This is a genomic window from Streptomyces sp. NPDC048565 (genome assembly GCF_040650935.1).
Taxonomy (GTDB): Bacteria; Actinomycetota; Actinomycetes; order Streptomycetales; family Streptomycetaceae; genus Streptomyces.
In genome coordinates this window covers 243,884-256,762 of sequence record NZ_JBEZIH010000005.1, presented here as the reverse complement: position 1 = coordinate 256,762, position 12,879 = coordinate 243,884, and the positions used below count along the sequence as shown (strand labels likewise).

Sequence of the window (12,879 nt, the reverse complement as noted above, 5' to 3'; positions counted from 1 at the left end):
TTGCCGCCATCCCGCTTCGGCGTGGTGAGGGCACTGACCCGGAGAACCTGACATCCCATGAAGGTCAAGCCGAGCGTCAAGAAGATCTGCGACAAGTGCAAGGTGATCCGCCGTCACGGCCGGGTCATGGTCATCTGCGACAACCTGCGCCACAAGCAGCGCCAGGGCTGACGCACGACCACCTGCATCTCGCAGTTCTTCGCGCGACGCACGTAAACGTACATACGCAGAGCCCGTCCAAGCTTCGGCTGACGACACCTCCGGCGGGGGCCGGGGACCTGGGCGTACCACCTCCTCCCACGCGGACGAGGTCGGCGTCGGGGAGTGGCACTGCGGAAGACCCCCGAAATAACAACTGGAGCCATTGAATGGCACGCGTTTCAGGTGTTGACATCCCGCGCGAAAAGCGCGTGGAGGTTGCCCTCACCTACGTCTTCGGTATCGGGCGTACCCGGTCCAAGGAGATCCTCGCCAGCGCCGGCGTGAACCCGAACACCCGCGTTCGTGACCTGGCCGAAGAGGACCTGGTCAAGATCCGCGAGTACGTGGACGCCAACCTCCGTACCGAGGGTGACCTTCGCCGCGAGATCCAGGCCGACATCCGCCGCAAGGTCGAGATCGGCTGCTACCAGGGCATCCGGCACCGTCGTGGTCTGCCGGTCCACGGTCAGCGCACCAGCACGAACGCGCGTACCCGCAAGGGCCCGCGTCGCGCCATCGCCGGTAAGAAGAAGCCGGGCAAGAAGTAGTCCTCAGCGGACGCACCGCGAGGGTCCGGGTCACCGGGCGTTCGCGGAAACCAGCGGTCTTCGCTGTAGGACCGATCACCTCCCCTCTCCATCTGGAGTCAAGACATGCCCCCCAAGGGTCGTCAGGGCGCAGCCAAGAAGGTGCGTCGCAAGGAAAAGAAGAACGTCGCTCACGGCCACGCGCACATCAAGAGCACGTTCAACAACACCATCGTCTCGATCACGGACCCCTCGGGCAACGTGATCTCCTGGGCCTCCGCCGGCCACGTCGGCTTCAAGGGCTCGCGCAAGTCCACCCCCTTCGCCGCGCAGATGGCCGCCGAGTCGGCCGCCCGCCGCGCGCAGGAGCACGGCATGCGCAAGGTTGACGTCTTCGTCAAGGGTCCCGGCTCCGGCCGTGAGACCGCGATCCGCTCCCTCCAGGCCACGGGCCTCGAGGTCGGTTCGATCCAGGACGTCACCCCGACGCCGCACAACGGCTGCCGTCCGCCGAAGCGTCGCCGCGTCTGAGCCGCTACGGTCGGTGACGGCCGTGCGTCAGTAGCGCTGGTTGCGGGCGGCATGTCCCTTAGGGGGCGTGTCGCCCGTACCCTTGTCTTATCTGTCGGGCATCAAATAGCGGGTGCCCACGACTGAAGGATCACCACATGCTTATCGCTCAGCGTCCGTCGCTGACCGAAGAGGTCGTCGACGAATTCCGCTCCCGGTTCGTGATCGAGCCGCTGGAGCCGGGCTTCGGTTACACCCTCGGCAACTCCCTGCGTCGCACGCTCCTCTCCTCGATCCCCGGTGCCGCTGTCACCAGCATCCGGATCGATGGTGTCCTGCACGAGTTCACCACCGTGCCGGGCGTCAAGGAGGACGTGACCGACCTCATCCTCAACATCAAGCAGCTGGTCGTCTCCTCGGAGCACGACGAGCCGGTCGTGATGTACCTGCGCAAGCAGGGCCCCGGCCTGGTCACCGCTGCTGACATCGCCCCGCCGGCCGGTGTCGAGGTCCACAACCCGGACCTGGTCCTGGCCACGCTCAACGGCAAGGGCAAGCTGGAGATGGAGCTGACCGTCGAGCGCGGTCGCGGCTACGTCTCCGCCGTCCAGAACAAGCAGGTGGGCCAGGAGATCGGCCGTATTCCGGTCGACTCCATCTACTCGCCGGTGCTCAAGGTCACGTACAAGGTCGAGGCGACCCGTGTCGAGCAGCGCACCGACTTCGACAAGCTGATCGTCGACGTCGAGACCAAGCAGGCCATGCGTCCCCGTGACGCCATGGCGTCGGCCGGTAAGACCCTGGTCGAGCTGTTCGGTCTGGCGCGCGAGCTCAACATCGACGCCGAGGGCATCGACATGGGCCCCTCCCCGACGGACGCCGCGCTCGCCGCCGATCTGGCGCTGCCGATCGAGGAGCTCGAGCTCACGGTCCGTTCGTACAACTGCCTCAAGCGCGAGGGCATCCACTCGGTGGGTGAGCTCGTGGCGCGTTCCGAGGCGGACCTGCTCGACATCCGTAACTTCGGTGCGAAGTCGATCGACGAGGTCAAGGCGAAGCTGGCCGGTATGGGCCTGGCGCTCAAGGACTCGCCTCCCGGCTTCGACCCGACCGCCGCCGCGGACGCGTTCGGTGCGGATGACGACGCGGACGCCGGTTTCGTGGAGACCGAGCAGTACTAGTCGCCTCCCGGCTGGGGGTGCCCGGATTCGAGGGTGCCCCGTGCCGGGGCTGAGGCTTTGTCCTCAAACGCCGGACGGGCTTGAGATCGGCTGATGTCCGGTGAGTCGGACCGGCTTGAATCTTGGCTGATGTCCGGCTGACGTACGAAGACTTCCGCGGGGCGGCCGCCTCGCGGGAACTGACACCGGTACCTGATACGGCCGGTGCAGCACACAAGGAGAAACACCATGCCTCAGCCCGCCAAGGGTGCCCGTCTGGGCGGCAGCGCTGCGCACGAGAAGCTTCTTCTCATCAACCTCGCGAAGTCGCTGTTCGAGCACGGCCGCATCACCACGACCGAGGCCAAGGCCCGCCGCCTGCGTCCGGTCGCCGAGCGTTTCATCACCAAGGCCAAGAAGGGCGACATCCACAACCGTCGCCTGGTGCTGCAGTCGATCACGGACAAGAGCATCGTGCACACGCTCTTCACCGAGATCGCCCCGCGGTACGAGAACCGCCCCGGTGGTTACACCCGCATCACCAAGATCGGCAACCGTCGTGGCGACAACGCCCCGATGGCTGTCATCGAGCTGGTCGAGGCACTGACCGTGGCGCAGGCCGCCACCGGTGAGGCCGAGGCCGCCACCAAGCGCGCCGTCAAGGAAGACGCCCTCAAGAAGGACGAGGCTCCGGCCGAGACCGTCGAGGACGCCAAGCCGGCCGACGCCGCTGAGGAGTCCAAGGACGCCTGAGCGTTCTGAGACCCAGGTACGGGCCCGCATCACCCTTCGGGGCGGTGCGGGCCCGTTCGGTTTTGAGAGGATCTGCGGGTGAGTGACGAGGCAGAGCCCGGCTTTGTACGGGTACGGCTGGACCTTTCCTATGACGGGAAGGACTTCTCCGGCTGGGCGAAGCAGACCAGCAGGCGCACCGTGCAGGGCGAGATCGAGGACGCCCTGCGCACCGTGACGCGGTCGGCGGTGACGTACGACCTGACGGTCGCCGGGCGCACCGACGCCGGGGTGCACGCGCGCGGGCAGGTGGCGCACGTCGACCTGCCGGCCGAGGTGTGGGCCGAGCACGAGGAGAAGCTGCTGCGGCGGATGGCGGGGCGCCTGCCGCTGGACGTACGGATCTGGCGGGCGGCCGCGGCACCCGCCGGGTTCAACGCGCGCTTCTCCGCGCTGTGGCGGCGTTACGCCTACCGCGTGGGGGACCGGCCGGGCGGGGTGGATCCGCTGACCCGGGGGCATGTGCTGTGGCACGACCGGCCGCTGGACGTGGACGCGATGAACGAGGCGGCGGCCCTGATGACGGGGGAGCACGACTTCGCCGCGTACTGCAAGAAGCGTGAGGGCGCCACGACCATCCGTACGCTCCAGAAGCTGCACTGGATACGGGACGGGGAGTCCGGTGTGCTGACGGCGACCGTGCAGGCCGACGCGTTCTGCCACAACATGGTGCGGGCTCTGATCGGTGCGGCGCTGTTCGTCGGGGACGGGCGCAGGCCGGCCGGGTGGCCGGCCGAGGTGCTGGCCGCGAAGGTGCGGGATCCGGCGGTGCACGTGGTGCGGCCGCACGGGCTGACGCTGGAGGAAGTGGCGTACCCGGCCGATGAGTTGCTGGCGGCCAGGGCTCTGGAGGCGCGGAACGTCAGGACGCTTCCGGGGGCGGGCTGCTGCTGAGGGGTCTGCGGCGCACGGCGCGGTACAGCTCGGCCGCGAAGTACAGGGCGAGGGCGCTGGACGCGGTGGAGCGGAACCAGCCGATGTCCGGGGTCCACCAGGCGTAGACCGCCGCCGCGGTGAAGAGCAGCAGGGCCGCGGTGCGCAGCGCCCACCAGCGGGCCGGGTGCGGTTCGTCCGGTGGGGGAGCCTCCGGGTGGACGCCGGCCTTCGTCGTCATGGTGTCCCGCATCCCCGCGAGGAAGCCCCGCCGGGCGAGCAGCCGGGCGCCCGGAAGCGTGGCGAGTATCTCCTGCTCGCCGCCGTATCCGGCGGGCAGCGGCGGGAGGCCCAGTGCGGCGACGAGCTCGCTCTGGTGGCGGGCGGGGTCGCCCGTGGCCCTCAGGATGTGCGCCAGGGGGCGCGGGTCGGGCAGCCCGTACACCCGGGCGAGCGCGGCGGCCGTCCTGGTTGCCTCGGCGTGGTCGGTGGCGGGCGCGGCGGTCTCCCAGGTGTGGTCCGCCACCTGCTTGCCCCGGTGCAGCAGGGTGAAGCTGCCGCGTTCCGGGGTGCGGTGCAGGACCAGGGTGGGCCACTCCTCGGCCGTGGTGAAGTTGTCGGCTGCCGAGGTGAGCGGGTCCTCCGGGAGCAGGGCCGCGCGCTTGCCGCGTACGGGGTCCGGGACGATCTCGACGTATGTGTGGTGGTTGCCCGCCGGGGCGGTCCTGAGGCTCTGGCCGCAGATCAGGGCGGCCTGGGCGACCTCGGTGGGGCCGGTGGACGCGATGGCGACCGACCGCGGTGCCAGGTCGCGCTCCCAGTCGGGCAGGTCGGTGGCCGGGGGCTCGGGAGCCGCGCGGAAGAAGGGGACCTTCATCGCCAGCTCCACGCAGGTGTCGGAGCGGGCTTCGAGGAATTCGGCACGTGGCTCGCCGAAATAGGTCCAGGGGAACGTCGTGGCGTGCACGCCGATGGTGCGGAAGACGGTGAGGGCCTCGTCGTAGCGGTTCATCGACCACAGGACGAGGGCCAGATGGTTGCGGAAGCCGGCGGCCTCCCGCTCCCCGGGGGCGTAGCTGTCCGACAGGGCCTGTGCGCGCGCCACCGCCGCTTCGGCCCGCTCGGTGTACGGGTCGGCGCCGGGTGTCTCCTCCTCGGAGATCAGGTATTCCACGACGGCCTGGAGGGGCAGTGCGTGGAGCCTGGAGCCCGGGGGTGCCTGGCCGGCGGCCCGCTCGGCGAAGGCGAACATCTCCTCGTGGGAGCCGTACCACTTGGCGCAGAGGTACTGGAGCGCCTGGACGTGGCAGCCCTCGTGGTGCGGGTCGCGGGCGTTGGCCTCGGCGAGATAGGTGTCGAAGACGGTCCTGGGTGCCTGGATGCCCCGGGCCTGGGTCAGGGCGACGCGCCAGGGGACCGGGTCGTCGGGGTTGAGCTCGGCGGCGGTGGAGATCACCGGCACCGCGTCCCGCAGCACCGCGTGGAACGCCCGGAACTGGTCGTCCTCGATATGGCTGGCACGGGCCCCGGTCCGTATCTGCCAGGCCTCGTAGACGTACTGGTCGGCCTTGACCAGTACGGCGTCCGGGTTCTCCGGGGAGTCCTCCAGCCAGCTGTCCAGCCAGCCCGGGTGGTGCAGGGAGGCCCGTGCCAGGCGGGAGACGCAGGTGTCCCTGCGCTCCCACTGGGCGTGCTCCCTGGTGAGGGCCAGCAGCTCGGCGGCCGGGGCGTGGTTCCCCGTCGCGGCGGCGGCGAGTGCCGCCCGCAGCGAGGGGTCGGGGGCGTCGAGGACCACGGCCTCGTCCGGGGGCAGGCCGGCACCCATCGCGTGGCTGTGGCGCAGCACGCGGGGGAGGCTGAAGAGGGTGGTCAGACGCACGGCGACGGGTCCTCGGTCGAGGGGAGGGACTGGGACTGTGCGTGGGGGGAGGGCACGGCCGGTCAGGCGGCGGGGGCTCCTGCGGCCGCCGAGGCCTGGACCTCGCCGCGGTGACGGATCTGGCGGAAGGTGAAGTCGGTCAGGTCGTCACCGACCGCGTACACGTCCTTGGCCGCCGTGGTGACGTTCTTGCCGCTGGTGTAGCCGCCGACGGTGAAGTAGGCGTAGCGGCCGTAGGAGTTGGCGGTGCGCCGGCAGACGGATCCGCCGCGGCAGAAGGTGGGGACTCCTGCACCGCTGAGGGAGGCGACGCCGCCGGACGCCTGCTGGGCGGCCTTCTTGGCCTCGGCCTCGGTACCGAAGACGGCGAGTCCGACGGTGACGGCCGTGCCGCCCTTGCTGTACGTCGCGCGGATGACCTGGTCGCAGCCGTTGCTGTCGAGGATCGAGCCGAGGGCGCCCTGGGTCGTCGTGGCGCAGCTGCTGGTGCGGGCGGTGGCGCCCTTGGCGTAGACGCGGTCGCCCATGGTCAGCTTCTTGCCGGGGAAGAAGGCGTCGACGGTGACCGGGGTCTTGTCCTTCTTCTCGTCGGCTATGTAGTCCTTCGGGTCCGGCGGGGGCGGCGGTGCGACCGAGGAGAAGGAAGGCTCGGGCGCGGAGGACTCCGAGGGCAGGTCGGCGGGGGCCGGCAGCTCGCTCGCCTTCTTGTCCGACCCGGAGGTGCTGCTCGTGTTGGTCGTGATGACGGCGGTGGCGACGATCGCGGCCACGGCGGCTGTGGCCAGTGCGCCACCGCCGACCAGCAGCCACTTCCTGCGTCTGCCGCGCGTGGCGGACGCTTCGGCCAGCGCCGCCCAGTCCGGAGTCCGGCTCTCTCCCGGTCCTCCCGGCCCCCAGGAGGGCCCCCCTTGCCCGTAGCTCATGCGGCGAATCCTAGCGCTGGGGCACCGGACCGTAATCCGGTTGGGTGAACGGTTCGCATGCCGTGACAATGCTGTGCATGGGACATCTTGAAGCGGGCCACCTGGAGTACTACCTACCGGACGGACGGGTGCTGCTCGGCGACGCTTCGTTCCGGGTGGCCGACGGCGCCGTCGTCGCCCTCGTCGGCGCGAACGGGGCGGGGAAGACGACACTCCTGAAACTGCTCGCCGGGGAGCTCCAGCCGCACGGCGGCTCGGTCTCGGTGAGCGGCGGGCTCGGGGTCATGGCCCAGTTCGTGGGCTCCGTACGGGATGAGCGGACCGTCCGCGACCTGCTGGTGTCCGTGGCCCAGCCCCGTATCAGGGAGGCCGCGAAGGCGGTCGACGCGGCCGAGGAGAAGATCCTCACGGTCGACGACGAGGCCGCGCAGATGGCGTACGCGCAGGCCCTGAGCGACTGGGCGGAGGCCAGGGGCTACGAGGCCGAGACGCTGTGGGACATGTGCACGACGGCCGCGCTCGGCGTCCCGTACGAGAAGGCGCAGTGGCGTGAGGTGCGCACGCTCAGCGGGGGCGAGCAGAAGCGTCTGGTCCTGGAGGCGCTGCTGCGGGGCCCGGACGAGGTGCTGCTCCTCGACGAGCCGGACAACTATCTGGACGTGCCCGGCAAGCGGTGGCTGGAGGAGAAGCTCAAGGAGACCCGTAAGACGGTGCTCTTCGTCTCCCACGACCGGGAGCTGCTCTCCCGCGCCGCCGAGAAGATCGTCAGCGTGGAGCCGAGCGCGGCGGGCAGCGACGTATGGGTGCACGGTGGCGGCTTCGCCACGTACCACGACGCGCGCAAGGAGCGCTTCGCGCGGTTCGAGGAGCTGCTGAGGCGCTGGCAGGAGGAGCACGCCCGGCTGAAGGCGCTCGTCCTGCGGATGCGGCAGCAGGCGGCGAACAGCCCCGACATGGCGAACCGCTACCACGCGATGCAGACCCGCTTCAAGAAGTTCGAGGAGGCGGGCCCGCCGCCGGAGCCGCCCCGCGAGCAGGACATCAGGATGCGGCTGCGCGGCGGCAGGACCGGAGTGCGGGCGGTGACGTGCACGCGCCTGGAGCTGACCGGTCTGATGAAGCCGTTCGACCTGGAGATCTACTACGGCGAGCGGGTCGCGGTGCTCGGCTCCAACGGGTCGGGGAAGTCGCACTTCCTGCGGCTGCTGGCGGGGGAGCCCGTGGCGCACACCGGTGAGTGGAAGCTCGGCGCACGGGTCGTGCCCGGCCACTTCGCGCAGACGCACGCCCATCCGGAGCTGCTCGGCAAGACGTTGGTCGAGATCCTGTGGACGGAGCACGCCAAGGACCGCGGCGGAGCGATGTCGGTGCTGCGGCGCTACGAGCTGGAGCGCCAGGGCGACCAGGCCTTCGAGAGGCTGTCCGGCGGGCAGCAGGCACGCTTCCAGATCCTGCTCCTGGAGCTGGCCGGCACGACCGCGCTGCTGCTGGACGAGCCGACGGACAACCTGGACCTGGAGTCGGCCGAGGCCCTCCAGGACGGTCTCGAGGTGTACGACGGGACGGTCATGGCCGTCACGCACGACCGCTGGTTCGCGAAGTCCTTCGACCGCTACCTGGTCTTCGGCTCGGACGGGGTGGTGCGGGAGTCCACGGAGCCCGTCTGGGACGAGCGCAGGGTGGAGCGCGCGCGGTAGGGACGGCGCGTTTTGACCCGTCCGGTGAGGGGCGGGTACTCTCGGCTGTTGTTATACGCATTGGCTCGGTCGTTCTCACGCGCAGGGTCTTGCGTAGGTTCTCTGGAGCAGTTACCAGTGGCTCGCATACGGGCAGCGTCCCGGCATTGTGAGCCCCAGCTGCATGATCGCTTCAGAGGTGCAGTGTGTCTTCACCCCATCCACTGAAGAAGCGAAGGCTACGAAGTGCGTACGTACAGCCCCAAGCCCGGCGATGTCACTCGCCAGTGGCACATCATCGACGCCGAGGACATCGTCCTGGGCCGTCTTGCCACCACGGCTGCGAACCTCCTGCGAGGCAAGCACAAGGCGATCTACGCCCCCCACATGGACATGGGCGATTTCGTCATCATCATCAACGCCGAGAAGGTTCACCTCTCGGGTAACAAGAAGACCCAGAAGATGGCGTACCGCCACTCGGGCTTCCCGGGCGGTCTCCGTTCCGTGCGTTACGACGAGCTGCTCTCGAAGAACCCCGAGAAGGCCGTCGAGAAGGCCATCAAGGGCATGATCCCCAAGAACACCCTGGGCCGTCAGATGCTCTCGAAGCTCAAGGTCTACGCGGGCGACCAGCACCCGCACGCTGCGCAGCAGCCGGTCCCGTTCGAGATCACCCAGGTCGCACAGTAGTTCCGGCCTCCCCCCTAAGACGTTAAAGAAAGATCTGAGGAGAATCGTGGCCGAGACCACTGTTGAGACGCCCGTCGAGGGCACCGAGGGCGAAGAGACCTTCGCCGAGGTGACCACCTTCGAGTCGGAGGTCCCCGTCGAGGGTGAGTACACCTCCGAGTCGCTCGCCGGCCGCTTCGGCGACCCGCAGCCCGCCGCCGGCCTTGGCCGTCGCAAGAACGCCATCGCCCGTGTCCGGATCGTCCCGGGCACCGGCAAGTGGAAGATCAACGGTCGCACCCTTGAGGACTACTTCCCCAACAAGGTGCACCAGCAGGAAGTCAACGAGCCCTTCAAGGTGCTCGAGCTCGACGGCCGCTACGACGTCATCGCCCGCATCTCGGGTGGCGGCGTCTCCGGTCAGGCCGGCGCCCTGCGTCTCGGCGTGGCCCGTGCGCTGAACGAGGCGGACGCGGACAACAACCGCGCCACGCTGAAGAAGGCCGGCTTCCTCTCCCGCGACGACCGTGCGGTCGAGCGCAAGAAGGCCGGTCTCAAGAAGGCCCGTAAGGCCCCGCAGTACAGCAAGCGCTAAATCGCCTGCTCGTCTGCTTTACACGTTCGCCCCGGCGGCACACCCCGTGCTGCTGGGGCGTTCGTCTATCAGCCCTCGCGGGCGTATAACGGCTTAAGACGTTTGCACGTTTATAGGGTCGGAAGCCTCAAGCGCACCCTCTCTTTGCTGTGCCTTGCCTCGCTCTGCCCTGTTTTGATTACTTTGGTTTGCGGTTTCGGAGCACCTTCGGAGGACACCAGTGGGACGACTCTTCGGCACGGACGGCGTGCGCGGCGTCGCCAACGCGGACCTGACAGCCGAGCTCGCGCTCGGACTCTCGGTCGCGGCGGCGCACGTACTGGCCGAGGCGGGCACCTTCGAAGGGCATCGGGCGACCGCTCTGGTGGGCCGTGACCCCCGCGCGTCCGGGGAGTTCCTGGAGGCCGCCGTCGTGGCGGGCCTGGCCAGCGCGGGCGTGGACGTGCTGCGCGTCGGGGTGCTGCCCACTCCTGCGGTGGCGTACCTCACCGGCGCGCTCGGCGCGGACATCGGCGTGATGCTCTCCGCCAGCCACAACGCCATGCCCGACAACGGCATCAAGTTCTTCGCGCGGGGCGGGCACAAGCTCGCCGACGAGCTGGAGGACCGCATCGAGACGGTCTACGAGCAGCACCGGGGCGGTGAGCCGTGGAGCCGCCCGACCGGCGGCGGCGTGGGCCGTGTCACCGACTACAACGAGGGCTTCGACCGTTACGTCGCCCATCTCATCGGTGTCCTCCCGAACCGGCTCGACGGGTTGAAGGTCGTCCTCGACGAGGCGCACGGCGCCGCCGCCCGTGTCTCACCCGAGGCGTTCGCCAGGGCCGGGGCCGAGGTCATCACCATCGGCGCCGAGCCGGACGGCCTGAACATCAACGACGGCTGCGGTTCCACCCACCTGGAGCTGCTGCGGTCCGCCGTCGTCGAGCACGGCGCCGACCTCGGCATCGCGCACGACGGCGACGCGGACCGCTGCCTGGCCGTGGACGCCACCGGTGAGGAGGTCGACGGCGACCAGATCCTGGCCGTGCTCGCCGTCGCCATGCGCGAGTCCGGGCATCTGCGCAAGGACACCGTCGTCGGCACGGTCATGTCGAACCTCGGCTTCAAGACGGCGATGGAGCGGGAGGGCATCCAGCTCGTCCAGACCGCCGTCGGCGACCGTTACGTCCTGGAGTCGATGAAAGCCGAAGGCTTCGCGCTGGGCGGCGAGCAGTCGGGCCACGTCATCGTCCTGGACCACGCCACGACCGGTGACGGCACACTGACCGGGCTGATGGTCGCGGCCAGGGTCGCCGCCACCGGACGTACGCTCGCCGACCTGGCGGGCGTGATGCAGCGCCTCCCGCAGGTCCTCGTCAACGTGCCGGACGTCGACAAGTCCCGGGTGGACACCTCGCCCGAGGTGGCCACCGCGGTGGCCCAGGCCGAGCACGCGCTGGGCGACACCGGGCGCGTACTCCTGCGCAAGTCGGGCACCGAGCCGCTCGTACGGGTCATGGTCGAGGCCGCCGACCTCGAACAGGCGCGCGCCGTGGCGGGCCAGCTCGCCGACGTGGTGAAGGCCGCGCTCGGCTGACCTGCCGGCACCTTCAGGAAGGACCCGGCTCCACGGCCGGGTCCTTCGTGCGTCGGGCCCGCTCCAGCTCAGCGGTTATGCGGATCAGGTCGGCCGGGGCTGCCGCGAGACGGACCGGCCGGCCCGCGTCGTCGAGTTCGGCGATGTGCCAGCTGCGGGGGACGGCGTCGCCGTCGCTTCCCCTCGCGCGCCGCACCTTCGTGACGGTGAGCCGTTCCACCGGGATGCGTCTCGCGGCGAACCTGCCGGGGCCGGGGTGGGGCGTCACCACGGGCGGACGCCGCCACCCAGGACGATGTGGGTACCGAAGCCGTTCGGGTTGTATTCAGTGTGTTCGAGGAACCGGGCGGCGAGGAACCGGTCCTCCTTCTCCTCGGCCGCCCCGGCCTCGGGCACCGCGGCGGCTCCAGGCGTACGGATGCGGGTGGCGTGCCAGGCCCAGGCGAGCATTCCCAGCGTGGTCACGGTGCCCGAGGCCGCCCAGACGAGGGCCGTCGGAGAGCCGAGCGGGTCCGTGGGTTCGAAACACGCCCTACTCCCCGGGCGGCTTCACGGCCGGGTCCGCCCTGCGTTGCAGGCTCCACAGCGCCTTCTGGACCAGCAGCGTCAGAGTGCCTGCCAGGACGATCCCGCCGAGGTTGGCCAGCAACTGCTGGGAGGACCCCCAGGCCTGCTGGAGATCCTGGTAGCTGAAGGCGATGGCGGCGTTGGCGGCTGCCGGAACCGTCGTCACGGAGATCGCCACGCCGATCAGCGCCCCCGACTTCGCGGAGGTCAGCGAGAGCGTTCCTGCGACGCCCGCGAGCAGCGCCACCATGAAGGAGACCTGGTCCGGGTGCCAGATGAAGTTGGTGTTGGGCCGGTCGGCCGTGAGCATGCCGGCGTCGAAGGACCCGAGCGCGTCCATCAGCCACACGAACCCCATCGTCAGCACGATCGCGGCGGCGAACCCGCCGATCAGGGCCCACAGGGATGCGGCGACCAGGCGCGGGGCACGCTGCACCAGGGCGGTCGAGACCCCGGCCAGCGGGCCGAACTCCGGGCCGACCGCCATCGCGCCGACGATCAGGATCACGTTGTCGAGCATCACCCCGCAGGCGGCCAGCATCATCGCGACGCCGAGGAAGGCCACATAGGTGGCGCTGAAGGTGGACTCCTCGTGCGTGACCTCGGTCAGCTCCTCCCAGAGCACCGCGTCCGCGCTGTCGCCGGGTGCCTGCCTCTCCGCCTCCTCGGCGCGGGCGGACAGCGCCAGGTCCATCTCCTCGGCGGTGATCGCCCCGGACCTGTCGATGCCGAGCTCGCGCAGCGCGTCGATCAGCTCGTCGGCCGCCTGTCGCGCCACGTCGCACACCACCACGTCCCCTGCGGGGCTGCGGGCGGCACCGGCCAGCACCGCGAGATGCGTGGCGCCGACGGTACGCTCCACCAGCTCCACGACCTCGTCGGTGCGGTCGGCGGGCACGATGAGGCGCAGATGCAGCACGGTGCACCT

Annotated in this window: 13 protein-coding genes and 1 pseudogene; 10 read left to right on the top strand and 4 right to left on the bottom strand. The window is 69.9% G+C overall.

The window, feature by feature from the left end:
• The first annotated feature begins 57 nt into the window (after positions 1-57).
• From rpmJ to truA, 6 genes are all read left to right on the top strand, one after another.
• The gene (gene rpmJ / locus AB0C75_RS08955) at positions 58-171 is read left to right on the top strand and encodes a 50S ribosomal protein L36 (protein WP_003956441.1); all 114 of its coding nucleotides are present in this window, start codon (positions 58-60) and stop codon (positions 169-171) included.
• 197 nt (positions 172-368) lie between these two features.
• Entirely contained in the window at positions 369-749 is a 381-nt protein-coding gene (rpsM, locus tag AB0C75_RS08950; RefSeq protein WP_362888545.1) for a 30S ribosomal protein S13, read from the top strand.
• A 105-nt stretch (positions 750-854) separates the two neighbouring features.
• On the top strand, positions 855-1,259 hold the full coding sequence (gene rpsK / locus AB0C75_RS08945) for a 30S ribosomal protein S11 (protein ID WP_003956432.1): 405 nt from the start codon (positions 855-857) through the stop codon (positions 1,257-1,259).
• A 137-nt stretch (positions 1,260-1,396) separates the two neighbouring features.
• Positions 1,397-2,419, top strand: a complete 1,023-nt coding sequence (locus tag AB0C75_RS08940; protein ID WP_003966937.1) for a DNA-directed RNA polymerase subunit alpha — start codon at positions 1,397-1,399, stop codon at positions 2,417-2,419.
• A gap of 228 nt (positions 2,420-2,647) precedes the next feature.
• Positions 2,648-3,151, top strand: a complete 504-nt coding sequence (gene rplQ / locus AB0C75_RS08935) for a 50S ribosomal protein L17 (protein WP_362888543.1) — start codon at positions 2,648-2,650, stop codon at positions 3,149-3,151.
• 78 nt (positions 3,152-3,229) lie between these two features.
• Positions 3,230-4,084, top strand: coding sequence for a tRNA pseudouridine(38-40) synthase TruA (truA, locus tag AB0C75_RS08930; RefSeq protein WP_362888541.1), 855 nt, complete (start codon positions 3,230-3,232; stop codon positions 4,082-4,084).
• Here the strand turns inward: truA and AB0C75_RS08925 are convergent.
• On the bottom strand, positions 4,053-5,942 hold the full coding sequence (locus AB0C75_RS08925) for a hypothetical protein (RefSeq protein WP_362888539.1): 1,890 nt from the start codon (positions 5,940-5,942) through the stop codon (positions 4,053-4,055). The genes truA and AB0C75_RS08925 overlap by 32 nt on opposite strands.
• A 62-nt stretch (positions 5,943-6,004) precedes the next feature.
• Positions 6,005-6,865 (bottom strand): hypothetical protein, encoded by an 861-nt coding sequence (locus AB0C75_RS08920; RefSeq protein ID WP_362888537.1) that lies wholly within the window; start codon positions 6,863-6,865, stop codon positions 6,005-6,007.
• 77 nt (positions 6,866-6,942) lie between these two features.
• Here AB0C75_RS08920 and AB0C75_RS08915 point away from each other — a divergent pair, with 77 nt between their 5' ends.
• The 4 genes from AB0C75_RS08915 to glmM all read left to right on the top strand — a co-directional run bounded on the left by AB0C75_RS08915 (position 6,943) and on the right by glmM (position 11,384).
• Positions 6,943-8,562 (top strand): ATP-binding cassette domain-containing protein, encoded by a 1,620-nt coding sequence (locus tag AB0C75_RS08915; protein ID WP_362888535.1) that lies wholly within the window; start codon positions 6,943-6,945, stop codon positions 8,560-8,562.
• A 225-nt stretch (positions 8,563-8,787) separates the two neighbouring features.
• A complete protein-coding gene (gene rplM, locus AB0C75_RS08910) occupies positions 8,788-9,231 on the top strand; it encodes a 50S ribosomal protein L13 (RefSeq protein ID WP_030914195.1) in 444 nt (147 codons plus the stop codon).
• Between the two features lie 46 nt (positions 9,232-9,277).
• Positions 9,278-9,805, top strand: a complete 528-nt coding sequence (rpsI, locus tag AB0C75_RS08905) for a 30S ribosomal protein S9 (protein ID WP_362888532.1) — start codon at positions 9,278-9,280, stop codon at positions 9,803-9,805.
• A 220-nt stretch (positions 9,806-10,025) separates the two neighbouring features.
• Entirely contained in the window at positions 10,026-11,384 is a 1,359-nt protein-coding gene (gene glmM, locus AB0C75_RS08900) for a phosphoglucosamine mutase (protein ID WP_362888530.1), read from the top strand.
• Positions 11,385-11,397: 13 nt separating this feature from the next.
• Here the strand turns inward: glmM and AB0C75_RS08895 are convergent.
• Both AB0C75_RS08895 and AB0C75_RS08890 read right to left on the bottom strand, forming a co-directional pair.
• Positions 11,398-11,903: pseudogene (locus AB0C75_RS08895) on the bottom strand (PH domain-containing protein); the annotation flags it as partial.
• Between the two features lie 13 nt (positions 11,904-11,916).
• Positions 11,917-12,870: a DUF389 domain-containing protein gene (locus tag AB0C75_RS08890; RefSeq protein ID WP_362888528.1), complete on the bottom strand. Its 954-nt coding sequence runs from the start codon at positions 12,868-12,870 to the stop codon at positions 11,917-11,919.
• Positions 12,871-12,879: the final 9 nt, after the last annotated feature.

Bases quoted from the DNA above. Each gene is read 5' to 3' on its own strand.
- AB0C75_RS08915 (WP_362888535.1), top strand. From the start codon at position 6,943: ATGGGACATCTTGAAGCGGGCCACCTGGAGTACTACCTACCGGACGGA.
- rpmJ (WP_003956441.1), top strand. From the start codon at position 58: ATGAAGGTCAAGCCGAGCGTCAAGAAGATCTGCGACAAGTGCAAGGTG.
- rpsK (WP_003956432.1), top strand. From the start codon at position 855: ATGCCCCCCAAGGGTCGTCAGGGCGCAGCCAAGAAGGTGCGTCGCAAG.
- AB0C75_RS08920 (WP_362888537.1), bottom strand. From the start codon at position 6,865: ATGAGCTACGGGCAAGGGGGGCCCTCCTGGGGGCCGGGAGGACCGGGA.
- rplQ (WP_362888543.1), top strand. From the start codon at position 2,648: ATGCCTCAGCCCGCCAAGGGTGCCCGTCTGGGCGGCAGCGCTGCGCAC.
- AB0C75_RS08940 (WP_003966937.1), top strand. From the start codon at position 1,397: ATGCTTATCGCTCAGCGTCCGTCGCTGACCGAAGAGGTCGTCGACGAA.
- rpsM (WP_362888545.1), top strand. From the start codon at position 369: ATGGCACGCGTTTCAGGTGTTGACATCCCGCGCGAAAAGCGCGTGGAG.